This is a genomic window from Ruegeria sp. CDSB013 (assembly GCF_059611165.1).
The window spans coordinates 127751-141746 of record NZ_JBXWPA010000001.1 but is presented as its reverse complement, the minus strand read 5'-3'; the positions used below and the strand labels follow the sequence as shown (position 1 = coordinate 141746).

Below are 13996 nucleotides of genomic sequence, written 5' to 3'. Positions count from 1 at the left end.
GTCCCCTGCTCTGCTCGGTCCGGGTTTATCCGCTTTGTCTGCCGAAAAACAGAGGGAAGCCGACTATGGAATTGCGCACAGCACCCGTGTTTGCACGCAAATTGACGCATATCGCCAACAGCATACATGATCCCCACAAATTCAGGAGGCCATCATGTCCCTTAGACCAACATTGGAAACCCGCAAAGCCATGCCAACCATGGAAGGCGCAGGCGTCAAATTGCACCGGGCCTTTGGATTTCAGGACCCGTCCGAGCTTGACCCGTTCCTGTTGTTCGACGACTTCCGCAATGATCACCCCAAGGATTATCAGGCAGGCTTCCCCTGGCATCCGCATCGCGGCATCGAAACCATCACTTATGTCCTGTCCGGCTCGGTCGAGCATGCGGATTCGCTGGGCAACACCGGCACTTTGGGCGCAGGCGACGTTCAGTGGATGACCGCCGGGTCCGGAATCCTGCATCAGGAAATGCCCAAGGGAAACGGTGCGGGCCAAATGCACGGTTTCCAGCTGTGGGGCAATCTGCCGTCAGATCAAAAGATGACAGCCCCCCGCTATCAGGATGTCCAAAGCAAAGAGATCCCCGAGGTCATTGATGATGACGGCACCACTGTGCGCGTTATTGTTGGTGAGTTCTGGGGCAAAACCGGCCCGGTAGTCGGTATTGCCGCCGACCCGCAGTACTTGGATATTCAGGTTCCGGCCGGTGTGAGAAAGACCTTTCGCATCGACACCTACCGGCGGGCGTTTGCCTATGTGTTCCAAGGACAGGCGGCCTTTGCCGATGCATCACAACCTACCGGCGTGCTTTTGGAAAAAGAGGTCGCGGGCCAAGAGGTCAACATCCGCGATCTGTCCGGTGACCGCACTCTGGTTCGGTTTGGCACCGGTGATGAGGTCACGGTTCAAGCTGGTCCGGAAGGTGTCCGGTTTCTGTTGATCTCGGGTGCGCCGATTGATGAGCCTGTCGCATGGCATGGTCCAATTGTTATGAACACGCGTGCCGAGCTGGAACTGGCGTTCAAAGAACTGCGCAATGGCACATTCATCCGCGCCGCGCACTGATTAAGCAAAGTTGGTCAGGCGGTTACGGCGCGTCTGACCATATCCCAATAAACCTGCTCTACTTCGTCCAGCGACAAGCGTCCGCCTGCACGGTACCAGGTCATCACACCATTCAGCATCGCGATCACGGCCAGGGTCGCGATTTTGGTATCGGCAACCGAAAAGAGCCCAGACTTCTGCCCATCCTGCAAGATGGCTTCAAGCGAATCCTCATAAGCCCGGCGCAGGCCTTCGATTTCCGAGAAGTTTTCGGGCGTGAGGTTGCGCAGCTCCATATAGGCGATAAAGACTTCATCCGGTCGCTCCATATGAAACCGAATGTGAAAGCCGACAAAGCGGCGCAGCGCGGTCTCGGCATCGGCGGGTTTTTCAAGTTCACCATAAGCGGCCAACAGATCCTGCATGTGATCCTGCATCAGGCGAAACAGCAGGCTTTGCTTGTCGGGCGTGTAGTTGTACAGCGCCCCCGCCTGCACACCCACGTCTTTTGCGATCTGGCGCATGGACACGGCTGCATAGCCATGTCGGGCAAACAGCCCCAGCGCTGCTTTTCGAATGCGCGGGCCGGTGATATCCGAGTGTGAGCCTTGGGTACGTGCCATACTGCCATCGTATATGAACAAGCGTTCATATAGAACCCCGCTTGAACGACCGCCGCAAAAGGTGCATCACGGGGTCAGTCTCCATTGAAAGGGTTCGGTATGAAGCCCCTGCCACTTTTGGTTCTGCTTCTGACTTGCGCAGCCTGCACGGACTTCCCGGAATTGGAAGGACGCGAACAGCCGAATGTGCGCTCGGCCGCGTATCCGAAGCTGGTCCCACTTCAGAACATTCTTGGCCCGCCCATAGATCCCGTGAACGAAGCGGCCGAGGTTGAAGAAGACCTGACCGCGCGCCGCGAAGCGCTGGCCAAAAGGGCCGAAGCGCTGCAGAACGCGCAAACCAACTGACCTTTCGCGTTTCAACCGACTGTTACCGCTGTCCCGGATTGCGCCTCGACGCCGAACCCGTTAAGGCACCTTTGAACGGGCAAACAGCCCGAAACCAAGGACATTCGAGCGGAAAGGAACCCACGGGATGACACAGGCGCTGCGGCTGGGAATTGCCGGCTTGGGAACAGTTGGCGTGGGTGTCGTGCGGATCGTGCGCCGCCATGCCGAACTGCTGCAGGCGCGTACAGGTCGCGCGATCGAAATCACCGCTGTTTCTGCGCGCGACGCAAACAAAGACCGTGGCGTAAACCTGTCGGAGTATGCATGGGAGACTGATCCCGTCTCATTGGCGCAGCGCGACGATGTCGATATTTTTGTCGAACTTATGGGCGGCGAAAACGGCCCCGCCAAAGCATCTGTCGAGGCCGCGTTGGCCGCTGGCAAGGATGTGGTGACCGCAAACAAGGCTTTGTTGGCCATTCACGGTCAGGAGCTGGCTGAACAAGCGGAGGCCGCAGGCCGTGTGATCCGTTTTGAGGCCGCCGTAGCAGGCGGTATCCCCGTGATCAAATCCCTGACCGAGGGGCTGGCCGGGAACGAGATCACCCGCGTCATGGGCGTGATGAACGGCACCTGCAACTATATCCTGACGCGGATGCAATCGCAGGAACTAGGGTATAACGCGCTGTTCGAAGAATGCGCGGAACTGGGCTACCTCGAGGCTGACCCGAACTTGGACGTGGGCGGCATCGACGCGGCGCATAAGCTGGCGCTGTTGTCCTCGATCGCATTTGGCACCAAACCGAATTTCGACGGCATTCAGATCGAAGGCATCCAGCATATCAGTCTGGATGACATTCATCAGGCAGCCGACATGGGCTATCGTATCAAGTTGCTGGGTGTCACTCAACGCTCGGCACGCGGTCTGGAACAGCGGATGCAGCCGTGCCTTGTCCCCAGCGGCTCGCCCTTGGGTCAGCTGGAAGGCGGCACCAACATGGTGGTGATCGAAGGCGACGCGGTCGATCAGGTCGTCCTGCGCGGCCCTGGTGCGGGCGAAGGTCCAACGGCAAGCGCCGTTATGGGCGACGTCTGCGATCTGGCGCGGGGATTGCAGATCCCAACTTTTGGCCGTCCCGCCACGACACTGGAAGAGGCAAAACCTGCCATAACCGGCCTGCCCGCCCCCTACTATCTGCGCCTTGCACTGTTCGACAAACCGGGTGCTCTGGCGAAAGTGGCGGCTATTCTGGGTGATGCAGGCGTCTCAATTGATCGAATGCGCCAGTACGGGCACACCGAAGCCACCGCGCCGGTTCTGATTGTTACGCACAAGACCACACGTGCCACGCTGGATGTCGCTTTGGAAGGCCTCCGGACGACCGATGTCGTGTCGGGTGAGCCCGTTGCACTGCGGATTGAAGAGGTTTGACCCTTGCGGCTTGCACAAAACGCAGGCTATGCCCGATGAAACGCCTTTATTGACCTGAGGATACGAAAAATGAGCGCTGCCAAAATCGATTTCAACGACCGCCTGTTGTCTCTGGGCCTTGCACGGGTCGCAGAGCAGGCCGCACTTGCCTCGGCCTCGCTGGTCGGACGTGGTGACGAAAAGGCTGCGGATCAGGCGGCTGTAAACGCGATGCGCGAACAGCTGAATCTGCTGGACATTGCCGGCGTGGTTGTCATCGGCGAAGGCGAGCGTGACGAAGCACCGATGCTGTATATTGGCGAAGAGGTCGGCACCGGAAACGGCCCCGGTGTGGATATCGCACTGGACCCGCTTGAGGGCACGACTCTGACCGCCAAGGACATGCCGAACGCGCTGACCGTGATCGCGATGGGCCCGCGCGGCTCGATGCTGCACGCACCCGATGTTTATATGGACAAGCTGGCCATTGGTCCGGGCTTTCCGGAAGGCGTCGTGAACCTCGACATGAGCCCACGCGAGCGTGTTGAAGCGTTGGCCAATGCCAAAGGCTGCAAGCCTGCCGACATCACCGTCTGCATTCTGGAGCGTCCCCGCCACGAAGCGATGATCGCTGAAGTGCGCGAAACCGGCGCCTCGATCCGCCTGATCACCGATGGTGATGTGGCCGGCGTGATGCACTGTGCCGAAAGCGAAGAGACCGGCATCGATATGTACATGGGGCAAGGCGGAGCACCCGAGGGCGTTCTGGCCGCTGCCGCGCTGAAATGCATGGGTGGGCAGATCTTTGGCCGCCTGCTGTTCCGCAATGATGACGAGCGCGGTCGTGCCGCCAAGGCGGGTATCACCGATCTGGACCGCGTTTATTCTCGCGATGAGATGGTGACCGCAGACGTGATCTTTGCCGCAACTGGCGTGACCGGTGGCTCTTTGCTGCCGCGGATCAAACGCCAGCCGGGTTGGGTTGAAACCACCACCCTGCTGATGCGTTCCAAAACCGGTTCGGTGCGCCGCATGTCCTACCGCACGCCAACCTGGCCGCACGACAACGCGTGATGGCTTGCACCTTTGCCTTTGGCAGAGGTTTCGATAGATACAATGAGGCCGGACCCGAGAGGGTCCGGCCTTAGCATATGAGAGGCAGGCATGAGCTTTTTAGGGGTTGAGCAGTCACTGACCGGGCGGCGTTGGATCGGACCGGAGGCCGAGGTCGAACGGGCCACGGAAATGCTGGTGCAACAGTCCGGGCTGCCACGTGCGCTATGTCAGGTTCTGGCACGGCGCGGAGTGCCACCCATGGAAGCCGAAAGCTTTCTTGAACCAAAGCTGAAGGAATTGCTGCCCGATCCCCGGTCCATGAAAGATATGGAGACCGCCGCAACGCGGTTTTTGGAAGCTGTCCGAAACAAGCAGCGGATCGCGGTTTTTGCCGATTACGACGTCGATGGGGGCAGTTCGGCGGCTTTGTTGCTTGTCTGGATGCGTCAGATGGGGCTGCAAGCCACGCTGTATGTGCCAGATCGAATTGATGAGGGTTATGGGCCGAACGTGCCTGCAATGCAGGAACTGGCGGCTGCGCATGACCTAATCATCTGCGTGGATTGCGGAACGCTTAGCCATGAACCTATCGCGGCGGCAAAAGGCGCGGATGTCATTGTGTTGGACCACCACCTTGGTGGTGAAACGCTGCCGGATTGCGTGGCGGTAGTGAACCCGAACCGGCAGGATGAAAGCGGCGACCTGGGTTATTTCTGCGCTGCTGCGGTGGTGTTTCTGATGCTGGTTGAGGCCGGACGGCAACTGCGTGAGGCTGAGGTTAAGGGTCCCGACCTGATCGGGTTGCTGGATCTTGTGGCATTGGCAACCGTTGCAGACGTGGCCCCGCTGATTGACGCGAACCGGGCGCTGGTGCGGCAAGGCCTTAAGGTCATGGCACAGAGGCAACGACCAGGATTAGTGGCGCTGTCGGATGTGGCGCGTATGGATTCAGCGCCTACCAGCTATCACCTGGGTTTTCTTCTGGGTCCGCGCGTCAATGCGGGCGGGCGGATCGGTCAAGCGGATCTGGGCGCGCGACTGCTCAGCACGGACTCGATGACCGAAGCCGAAGCGCTTTCTCAAAGATTGGATGAGTTGAACACCGAGCGTCGTGATATCGAAAACGCAGTCCGTGCAGCGGCGCTGGAACAGGCCGAGGAACGTGGGCTGGATGCCCCCTTAGTCTGGGCGGCGGGCGAAGGGTGGCATCCCGGCGTTGTCGGCATCGTGGCATCCCGCCTCAAGGAAAGCGCCAACAGACCCGCCATTGTCATCGGCTTTGATGGTGATGAAGGAAAGGGTTCAGGGCGGTCGGTTTCTGGCGTTGATCTGGGGGCATCAATCCAACGGTTGGCGGCCGAGGGGCTTTTGGTTAAAGGCGGCGGGCACAAGATGGCCGCAGGGCTGACCGTTATGCGGGATCAGTTGGAACCGGCCATGGAACGCCTCAGCGAGTTGTTGGCCAAGCAAGGCGCGGGCAAGGGCGGTCCTGCAGACATGAAGCTAGACGGAGCGCTTATGCCGGGCGCAGCTTCGGTCGATCTGATCGAACAGATAGAAAAAGCCGGTCCTTTCGGGGCCAGCGCCCCTGCCCCGCGCTATGCGTTGCCGGACTTGCAGGTGCGATTTGCCAAGCGCGTGGGGGAATCGCATCTGAAACTGTCGCTGTCCGACGGGGTTGGTGGTGGTCTTGATGCCATTGCCTTTGGAGCCTTTGACGGACCAATGGGTGAAAAGCTGTCCAACCATGGCGGCGCGCGCTTTCATTTCGCCGGACGGCTTGAAGTGAACACATGGGGTGGACGGCAAAGCGTTCAGCTGAGGTTGGAGGACGCGGCAGAGGCAAACTGAGCCCATTTCCGGCCCTGCCAAAAAAGTTTCGCATCCCTGCATTTTTCGGCTTGCGGGGGTCAGAGGTAAACCGTAAAAGGCCCTCCACAAGCCAGCGTGGCCCGTTCGTCTATCGGTTAGGACGCCAGGTTTTCAACCTGGAAAGAGGGGTTCGATTCCCCTACGGGCTACCACTTGTGCTAATGCCACTACCAGATGGCCCGTTCGTCTATCGGTTAGGACGCCAGGTTTTCAACCTGGAAAGAGGGGTTCGATTCCCCTACGGGCTACCATATCCCTGACCTACACTCCAAATTTTCCACGACTCAGGTCCTGTATCTGTCCCCACAGCGACTTGAATTCCGGCGTGTTTTCCGCGGCGTAGTGGAAGTTCTTCATAAGACCTGTGAGCTGGGTGAACACCTGACGCACTTCACCCTTATCTTCGAATTCCGCAGTTGATTGCGTAACATCATAGACCAGCTTGAATGTCATCTTCTGACGCTCTAGCGGGACGGTTGCGTCGACTTTGTCAAAGGCATCCTGCTGTAGGTACACCATGTCCACGAACAGCGCTTTTTGCTGCGTGACGAAGTCCTCGATGGTGACACCTTCTTCGCCGGTCACCTGCATCATCTGGTCGACCTGTTCGCCTTTTTCAATTAGGGCCAGCAGATCGCGCACCTTGCCTGTCCAACCGGGCTCAGCGTTATTGTCGTACCAATCCGAGAGCTGATCGGTATATCGCGACCAGCTAAGCATTGGGTCAACCGCAGGATAGAACCGTTTGTAAGCCCGTTCCGAGGACAGCCCCAGAAAGCACTTCACGGTAGACAACGTGGACTGCGTCACTGGCTCGTCAAAATTGCCACCCGCGGGGGAAACTGTGCCAATCAGCGTAAGGCTGCCCAGATCGCCGTCATTTGTTTTCAATGCGCCCGCGCGCTCGTAAAGGCCCTTGATCGAGCTTTCCAGATACGCTGGAAAGCCCTCCTCACCCGGAATTTCCTCGAGCTTGCCCGAAGTTTCGCGCATCGCTTGCGCCCAGCGGCTGGTGCTGTCGGCAATCAGCAGCACATCATAGCCCATCTGCCGGTAATACTCGCCCAGTGTAATTCCGGTGAAGATTGATGCCTCGCGGGCCGCAACGGGCATGGAAGAGGTGTTGCAAATGATGATCGTCCGATCCATCAGACTGCCGCCCGACATCGGATCGGTCATCTTGGGGAATTCGTGTATCGTTTCAACAACCTCGCCCGCGCGTTCACCACAGGCAACGACGATCACGATATCCACTTTGGAGTTCCGCGCGATCAGGTTTTGCAGCACGGTTTTGCCCGCCCCAAACGGACCGGGAATGCAGGCCGTGCCGCCGCGGGCAATGGGAAAGAACGTGTCGATTAGGCGTTGCGAGGTCAGCACCGGCTCGGTTGGGTACAGGCGTTCTGACAGGGAGCGCTTCAAGATGCTTTCGGGCAAAGGTCGCCGAACTGGCCACTTCTGACACAGCGTCAATGTGTGCTCACCCCCCTGCTCGTCTTCAAGTCGGGCAACAATCTCATGGATCGACGCGGCCCCTTTCTGAACCCAAACGACCTTGTATTCGCCAACCCAATTGAAGGGCAGCATAATTTTATGGGTGAACCGGCCTTCCGGAACTGTCCCAATGCTGTCGCCTGCCGTGACTGTATCTCCGACCTTAACCGAAGGCGTGAAGGACCATTTCGCCTGATCGTCCAGCGGCGCCACATCAGCACCGCGCGGCAGGAAGGTCCCAAACTCGGCCGCAACCTTCGGCAAAGGCGATTGTAGGCCGTCAAAGACCTGACCCAACAGCCCCGGCCCCAGTTCTACGGACAGCAACTGACCCGATTGTTCCACCGGATCGCCAACGGCCACGCCGTCTGTGCTTTCATACACCTGTACATCAGCTGTGTCCCCGCGCACGCGCAGCACCTCGGCTTTGAGCCGTTCCTGTCGCCCGCCCGGTCCAGCACGGGTCGGCAGGATGAACACCACCTCGTTCTTGACCAGTTGCCCGGGAACTCCGGCTGCATCTTGGTTGGCCTGAATCTGCACCAGCCCTTCCTGGACCGAGACGACACGGGCGGTTGCGGTTTGAACTGGAGGTGTTTGGGCAGTCATGCGCTTACTCTCTCAAAATCGAATTCTTCGACATTGGCCATGGCCTGCTGGGCCAGTTTCTCAAACCTGGTGGCTGCGTCCTGAGCGTTGCTTTGCGCCCATCGATCAAAAATGTTCCAGATCAGGACGTATATTGCCACGGCCTCAAAATCGAACAGGTGGCGGGCGGCGTATCGTTTCAGTTGCTTGTGGTTGACCGACAGCAACAGCCGTTCCAGACCCAAAGGGTCCTCGGCTTCTAGCAGCTGACGCGCTTCCCTGATCCACGGCATCGGCACCGAAAGGCGGAAATCCGGGTCCCCCCAGTTGGCTGGAATATGGCGGCTCCAACGTCCAATGCCGTACGCTCCCGAGGGCGGATTGCCTCCACGCGCGCGCAAGCGCAGTGCAGCAACAACAGTGCGCAAGTCCATCCGCTCAAGGAACAGTCTACGCAAGGTTGGTTGCGGAATTTTGCCCAACGCCTGATTGCATCGCTGTACTGCCTGCGCATCCGTGACATCCATGTCATATGCACTCCAGTTCAGCGCCTGCTCCAACGCTTTCAGAACACGCGCATCCTCAGATGCAAGCGCGGTCAGGCGACGATCCAACCGCAGCCGTGACAGCGGTGGCTGCTTGGCCACAAACAGCCGTTCAGATCCCGGCAGGCTGCTGATCAGCGCGATATAGGCGTCAGGGTCTGACATCTCAGCGGATCACACCTTCCAGCACGGCACGGAACCGCGGCTGAAGATGCTCCATCAGCAGTGAGGCGACCGCCTTGTCCGTCAGGTCCAGCACAACGCCCTGATCTTCGGCCCGAACGCGGATACCATCTTGGTTGTCGTCCGATGCATGCAGCTCTACCTGTTCGCGCAACATTTCAGCTGTCAGCCCAAGAACATATTTGGTCAGCTTGCCAGACTGGATGTCATCCGCGTTCTGCTTGATGTCTTCCTGCGTCGCGACTTTGGCAGGCAGAATGACCTGGACCTTGCCATCCAGATTGACGCCATCAGCCTCTTGACCGACGACCTCCAAAATCATCTGTTTCAGCAATTTCGGGTCAGCCATTTCCTTGGTCACCAGACGTTCGACATCTTCACGAAACCGGTCGGTCAATCCACCTTTCATGGTCAGAACTGCATCACGCATGGCGGTATTCAACGCCTCTTCTCCCGCCGCGCGGTATTTGTCGGAATCGCTGCGCGCCTTTTTCTGATAGTCGTCCGCTTCGCGTTTCGCGTCAGCCAAGATTTTGGCGGCTTCGGCCTTGGCCTCTGACCGCAGTTTTTCAGCGTCAGCCTGACCAGCCGCCACGCCATCATTTCGCAGCTTATCGATCAGGGCATCCACACCGTGTGAAATCATGCCATCCTGCGCCATCAGCTGATCCCCGCGCTGATCACCAGAGCAAAGACAAAGGCAAAGACGCCGAACCCTTCGATGATCGCCGCCGGAGCCAGTGCCAGGCCAAAGATCTCGGGCTTTTCCTTGGTGGCGTTGATCGCCGCAGCACAGGCCCGACCCTGCCAGATCCCGCAATACATCAATGCGATGCCTGACAGGATACCTATCCCGAACAAGCCGCCCGCGTTTTCGGGTGTCACATCTCGGTTCAAGGTAAACATGATGACGATGCCGTAAATCACCATGGTCGACGGAAAGGCTGATACGCCAACAAAGCGACCATAGCCGCCTTCAGTTTCTGTCATGGCGCCAATACTGGCCATGCCGGCGATGGAGCACCCGATCGCGCTGGAGGCCGCGCCCAACGCCATAGGCGCGTAAATGCCCAGCCAACCCAATGTCAAAACAAGCTCATTCATTCCTGAACCTCCTTGCGGGCGAACGGGCGAAAGACAACGCCTTCGTCCGGCAGACCCCATTTAAAGAATTCGATGTAATTGAGACGTAATCCGTGGACGACGCCGCTCATCATGGCGAGGGCGAAGTTGAGAATATGGCCGATGATTAGGATCAGCAGGGCAAGCAGAACGCCGAGCCCCTTGAGGGACTGCATCACCGACCCCGCCAGATCGTTGAACGTGATCGCCAATGAGGCTGAGGCCAGACCTAACGCAAACAGCCGCATGTAGCTAAGCACATCGCCAAATGCACCCATCGCCCCGGCAAGGCTTTGCAGCCCTTCGATCAGCCGCCATAACCAGTCGGTTGGTTTCTTGATGACCCGCTCGCTTGAGAACCAGACGATGGCCAGAACCCCGATCCCCATCAAGGCCGCACCCGGCACCGGAGAATTGCCCTTCATGTAGCTAAGCCACAAAATGAATCCTCCAATCAGCGCCGCGATCCAGCCCAGATTGGCAATGGCGTTTCGGTGCCCCCAAGCCGCGCGGGCGGCAAGCGCATTGGCCAGCACCAGATGCAATACGCCAACGACAATCGAAACCATCATCATCGCGCCGAAATTGTTCAGGTCGAGCAGTTTGAGCTTGGACCAGAACGACCCCTCAGTTGGCGATACGCCGAAATAGCTGCCGACCAATATGCCGTACAGGATCGTCGCCCCCGAGATGATCACGCCAAAGCGTCGCCAGGAACGCTCATGTGGTGTGCGATCAAGGCGTTTCCAAAACAACAAGAGCCCCGCCAAGATAATTGCCCCGTACCCGGCATCGGCCACGATCATCGCAAAGAAGATCGCGAACGAAACGGCGACGATGACGCTAGGGTCCCAATCCTTGTAACCCGGCACTTGATAAAACAGTGCCAAGTCTACAGCAGCACTGCGCTTTTCTGGTTGTTCTAACAAGGTGGGCGGGCTGTCTTCGGGGCCGGGTTCTTCGATCAGCACAGCGGCATCCTTGGCGTTTGCCATGTCCAGAACCGCATCTATACGATCCTCGGGCACCCAGCCCTGAAGGGCAAACATCGCCTCTTCGTCGCGCACCTTTTGGGTAGCATGGGCCAGCTCAGCCGCACTTTCGGCAACCGACAGGTTCCGGCGCATCAGTGTCAGGTATCGGGTCTGCGCGACGCGCTCAGCCTCAAGCGCTTCGATGGCGATCTCAGCCTCTTCCAGTTGCGCCTCAAGCTCGTGAATGGGCAGCGATCCTGTGTGCGTGCGCGGGACTGGAAGGATATCGTCATCCGGCTCATCCGGGTCGATCAGCACGGCATAGATGAACCTATGGTCCTGCTCGAGTATAGCCCAGGGCATATCCAGGGCTTCCAACGCATCGCGATGCTTGAGCGGCAGTTGATAGAACCACAATCGGTTCCCTGCTAATACATCGTCGGGTGGAAAATCCAGGTCACCCCAAGGGCGAACCTGCGCGATCCGGTTGGCCAGAAAATCCCTTTGGTCCGTCATGTCACGGGTCCGTTGCATCAGGTCCAGCACATCCTTGACGAACTGCTCCATGTCAAAACCGGGGTCGCGCTGGATTTGTCGGCGCGGTTCGGACACGTCATGCAGGAACCGCAGCGCCTTATAGGCGTCCCGCGCACCACGCTCGCTGATCTTTTCCGGTTCAGAGGGCGGCGGGACCAGCGGCAGGACGTGCATGCATCCCAATTCCTGCAGCGCCTCAAGCGTTTCGGTCTTTTGATTTGATCGCCCGACCAGTGACAGTTTCTTGAGGCGCGCGACACTCATGACACCGCCTCCTGCGCATGTTTGCGCTTTGAGATTTTCGACCGGACCACGGCCTGCATCTGTTCATCACTCAGATAAATGCGGATTTTCTTTATGTTCGCTTTGGCGCGCGGGATCAGAACCTTTTCGAACAGATTGACACGCTGGGTGATGGTGGCCACAGCCCTATCGAATATCTTCACCCGCTCTTCGGCCACTTTGACCCGTAGACGCGCCTCGATCATATCGTGCAGCAACCGGGCCGCCGCATCGACCCAATGAGGTTTGGCCAGATAGGAATACAGACGCACCGCGACCTCGATCCGGTCTAGCGCAGGCATCTTTACGCCCACGACGTTGACCTCTTTGACTTTGTAGTCTTTCAGCGCGACCAACCCGTCCAGATCAACGCCTTGCTGCGCCAGCATCGGCAGTTTTTCTCCAACCTTTTGCGCCAGTTCCTGCACCTCATCCTGAAGGCGCTGCACATCTTCGCGCGCCTTCGCGCGCTCGGCCATCAATTGCTGACGCTTAAGGTCCAGCGATGGCAAGAACCGCTCATAGCTTTTCAGCTGCGTCTGCTCGCGCGCGAGCGACGATTTATTCAGCTGCAACCGCGCCATCGGCATCCTTTGGGAAATACTTTTCGATCAGGGCCTGTTTCATCAGTAGCTGCTCAGGTGCGAAACACTCGGCCAGAGTTTTCCACCCCAAATCCAGCGCATCTTCCAGCGAGATTGAAACGTTGATGTCCATGAACCGGGTTTTGAACAGGTCACCAAACTTCAACAACTGATGGTCGTAATCCGAAAGGTCGAACGCCATTGCCTGTTTCTGCGCGGCGTCGCGGCTTTCTGAATAGAACCGGATCATGGTGTTCATGATCTGCCCGTGATCCTCGCGCGTCGTCTTGCCGATCACGTTCTGCTTGAGCCGCGAGAGGCTGCCGAACGGGTCAATCACACCCGAGTGCAAATAGATCTGCCCCTCGGTGATATAGCCCGTGTTATCCGGCACAGGATGGGTCACGTCATTACCGGGCATCGTCGTCACGGTCAGCACAGTGACCGATCCGCCCTTGGCATAATCACAGGCCTTTTCGTACCGACGGGCTAATTGGGAATAGAGGTCACCCATATAGCCACGCTGCGACGGCACGCGTTCCTGGCTGATCCCGACCTCTTTCATCGCATCAGCATAGGCGGTCATATCGGTCAGCAGGACCAGAACGCGCTTACCTTCCTCCACCGCGAATTTTTCGGCCACGGCCAGCACCATATCGGGTACCAGCAGCCGTTCGACCAGCGGATCCATCGCCTGATTGACGAACATCACCGTTCGGGAAAACACGCCTGCATCCTCGAAGGACGTCCTGAAGGTAAAGTAGTCGTCAAAGATCAACCCCAGCCCGCCAAACACCACGATATCCGCGTCCGCCTGAATGCCGATACGACTGAGGAACGCGTTGAACGGCTCACCTGAAACCGAAAAGATCGGGATTTTCTGACTTTCGACCAGCGTGTTGAACACGTCGATCATGGGCACATCGGTTCGGATCATCTTGTTGGGAACGGCGCGTTCCGCCGGGTTCACGGTTGGCCCGCCAATATCCACGCGCGGCTCAGACGACAGGTCAGGTCCACCATCAATAGATACACCCGCGCCGTCAAAAACGCGGCCCAGTATGTTCTGTGAATATGGCGTCTGCATCGGGTGGCCCAGGAACGTCGCCGTCGCCTCGGTCGAGATGCCCTTGGTGCCGGAAAACACCTGCAGGGTGACAACATCCCGGTCAATGAAAATGGCCTGCGCCAGCGTCTTGTGGCCGTCCACGGTTTCGATTACGGCCAGATCATTGAAACGCACCGCTGCGTCGGTCGATCCGTCCAGAGGCACCCTGACTTTGATCGTGTCTCCGACAATCTCAAGAACACGCGTGTACTTCAAAAGACTTCCGGACATTGCTCATCCTC

At 58.3% G+C, this 13996-nt stretch carries 13 protein-coding genes and 2 tRNA genes; 7 read left to right on the top strand and 8 right to left on the bottom strand.

The window, feature by feature from the left end:
- Positions 1–154: 154 nt before the first annotated feature.
- Positions 155–1066: a pirin family protein gene (locus AC2FJF_RS00725; RefSeq protein ID WP_496722066.1), complete on the top strand. Its 912-nt coding sequence runs from the start codon at positions 155–157 to the stop codon at positions 1064–1066.
- Positions 1067–1080: 14 nt separating this feature from the next.
- Here the strand turns inward: AC2FJF_RS00725 and AC2FJF_RS00720 are convergent, their stop codons facing one another.
- On the bottom strand, positions 1081–1668 hold the full coding sequence (locus tag AC2FJF_RS00720; RefSeq protein WP_058277332.1) for a TetR/AcrR family transcriptional regulator: 588 nt from the start codon (positions 1666–1668) through the stop codon (positions 1081–1083).
- Between the two features lie 99 nt (positions 1669–1767).
- On the opposite strand from AC2FJF_RS00720, the gene AC2FJF_RS00715 reads away from it, so the two are divergent.
- The 6 genes from AC2FJF_RS00715 to AC2FJF_RS00690 all read left to right on the top strand — a co-directional run bounded on the left by AC2FJF_RS00715 (position 1768) and on the right by AC2FJF_RS00690 (position 6588).
- Complete coding sequence (locus AC2FJF_RS00715; protein ID WP_496722064.1) at positions 1768–2016, top strand: hypothetical protein; 249 nt, start codon at positions 1768–1770, stop codon at positions 2014–2016.
- A 127-nt stretch (positions 2017–2143) separates the two neighbouring features.
- Complete coding sequence (locus AC2FJF_RS00710) at positions 2144–3430, top strand: homoserine dehydrogenase (protein WP_496722062.1); 1287 nt, start codon at positions 2144–2146, stop codon at positions 3428–3430.
- A gap of 69 nt (positions 3431–3499) precedes the next feature.
- Positions 3500–4483, top strand: a complete 984-nt coding sequence (gene glpX / locus AC2FJF_RS00705; RefSeq protein ID WP_058274789.1) for a class II fructose-bisphosphatase — start codon at positions 3500–3502, stop codon at positions 4481–4483.
- Positions 4484–4573: 90 nt separating this feature from the next.
- Complete coding sequence (gene recJ / locus AC2FJF_RS00700) at positions 4574–6316, top strand: single-stranded-DNA-specific exonuclease RecJ (protein ID WP_496722060.1); 1743 nt, start codon at positions 4574–4576, stop codon at positions 6314–6316.
- 98 nt (positions 6317–6414) lie between these two features.
- A tRNA-Glu gene (locus AC2FJF_RS00695) sits at positions 6415–6489 on the top strand.
- A gap of 24 nt (positions 6490–6513) precedes the next feature.
- Positions 6514–6588, top strand: a tRNA-Glu gene (locus tag AC2FJF_RS00690).
- 10 nt (positions 6589–6598) lie between these two features.
- Here AC2FJF_RS00690 and AC2FJF_RS00685 read toward each other — a convergent pair.
- The 7 genes from AC2FJF_RS00685 to AC2FJF_RS00655 are packed head-to-tail and all read right to left on the bottom strand — an operon-like array spanning position 6599 to position 13985.
- Positions 6599–8440, bottom strand: a complete 1842-nt coding sequence (locus AC2FJF_RS00685) for a V-type ATP synthase subunit A (protein WP_496722058.1) — start codon at positions 8438–8440, stop codon at positions 6599–6601.
- Positions 8437–9129: a hypothetical protein gene (locus tag AC2FJF_RS00680; RefSeq protein WP_496722056.1), complete on the bottom strand. Its 693-nt coding sequence runs from the start codon at positions 9127–9129 to the stop codon at positions 8437–8439. The genes AC2FJF_RS00685 and AC2FJF_RS00680 overlap by 4 nt, the downstream gene beginning before the upstream one ends.
- Position 9130: 1 nt before the next feature.
- Positions 9131–9808: a hypothetical protein gene (locus AC2FJF_RS00675; protein WP_496722054.1), complete on the bottom strand. Its 678-nt coding sequence runs from the start codon at positions 9806–9808 to the stop codon at positions 9131–9133.
- On the bottom strand, positions 9808–10251 hold the full coding sequence (locus AC2FJF_RS00670) for an ATP synthase subunit C (protein WP_050602715.1): 444 nt from the start codon (positions 10249–10251) through the stop codon (positions 9808–9810). Before AC2FJF_RS00670 ends, AC2FJF_RS00675 begins: the two co-directional genes overlap by 1 nt.
- The gene (locus tag AC2FJF_RS00665) at positions 10248–12044 is read right to left on the bottom strand and encodes a V-type ATP synthase subunit I (protein WP_496722052.1); all 1797 of its coding nucleotides are present in this window, start codon (positions 12042–12044) and stop codon (positions 10248–10250) included. The genes AC2FJF_RS00670 and AC2FJF_RS00665 overlap by 4 nt, the downstream gene beginning before the upstream one ends.
- Entirely contained in the window at positions 12041–12646 is a 606-nt protein-coding gene (locus tag AC2FJF_RS00660) for a V-type ATP synthase subunit D (RefSeq protein ID WP_496722050.1), read from the bottom strand. The genes AC2FJF_RS00665 and AC2FJF_RS00660 overlap by 4 nt, the downstream gene beginning before the upstream one ends.
- A complete protein-coding gene (locus tag AC2FJF_RS00655; protein WP_496722048.1) occupies positions 12624–13985 on the bottom strand; it encodes a V-type ATP synthase subunit B in 1362 nt (453 codons plus the stop codon). Before AC2FJF_RS00655 ends, AC2FJF_RS00660 begins: the two co-directional genes overlap by 23 nt.
- Positions 13986–13996: the final 11 nt, after the last annotated feature.

Coding starts and splice junctions, on each gene's coding strand:
- AC2FJF_RS00725 (WP_496722066.1), top strand. CDS start 155: ATGTCCCTTAGACCAACATTGGAAACCCGCAAAGCCATGCCAACCATG.
- AC2FJF_RS00720 (WP_058277332.1), bottom strand. CDS start 1,668: ATGGCACGTACCCAAGGCTCACACTCGGATATCACCGGCCCGCGCATT.
- AC2FJF_RS00715 (WP_496722064.1), top strand. CDS start 1,768: ATGAAGCCCCTGCCACTTTTGGTTCTGCTTCTGACTTGCGCAGCCTGC.
- AC2FJF_RS00710 (WP_496722062.1), top strand. CDS start 2,144: ATGACACAGGCGCTGCGGCTGGGAATTGCCGGCTTGGGAACAGTTGGC.
- glpX (WP_058274789.1), top strand. CDS start 3,500: ATGAGCGCTGCCAAAATCGATTTCAACGACCGCCTGTTGTCTCTGGGC.
- recJ (WP_496722060.1), top strand. CDS start 4,574: ATGAGCTTTTTAGGGGTTGAGCAGTCACTGACCGGGCGGCGTTGGATC.
- AC2FJF_RS00685 (WP_496722058.1), bottom strand. CDS start 8,440: ATGACTGCCCAAACACCTCCAGTTCAAACCGCAACCGCCCGTGTCGTC.
- AC2FJF_RS00680 (WP_496722056.1), bottom strand. CDS start 9,129: ATGTCAGACCCTGACGCCTATATCGCGCTGATCAGCAGCCTGCCGGGA.
- AC2FJF_RS00675 (WP_496722054.1), bottom strand. CDS start 9,808: ATGGCGCAGGATGGCATGATTTCACACGGTGTGGATGCCCTGATCGAT.
- AC2FJF_RS00670 (WP_050602715.1), bottom strand. CDS start 10,251: ATGAATGAGCTTGTTTTGACATTGGGTTGGCTGGGCATTTACGCGCCT.
- AC2FJF_RS00665 (WP_496722052.1), bottom strand. CDS start 12,044: ATGAGTGTCGCGCGCCTCAAGAAACTGTCACTGGTCGGGCGATCAAAT.
- AC2FJF_RS00660 (WP_496722050.1), bottom strand. CDS start 12,646: ATGGCGCGGTTGCAGCTGAATAAATCGTCGCTCGCGCGCGAGCAGACG.
- AC2FJF_RS00655 (WP_496722048.1), bottom strand. CDS start 13,985: ATGTCCGGAAGTCTTTTGAAGTACACGCGTGTTCTTGAGATTGTCGGA.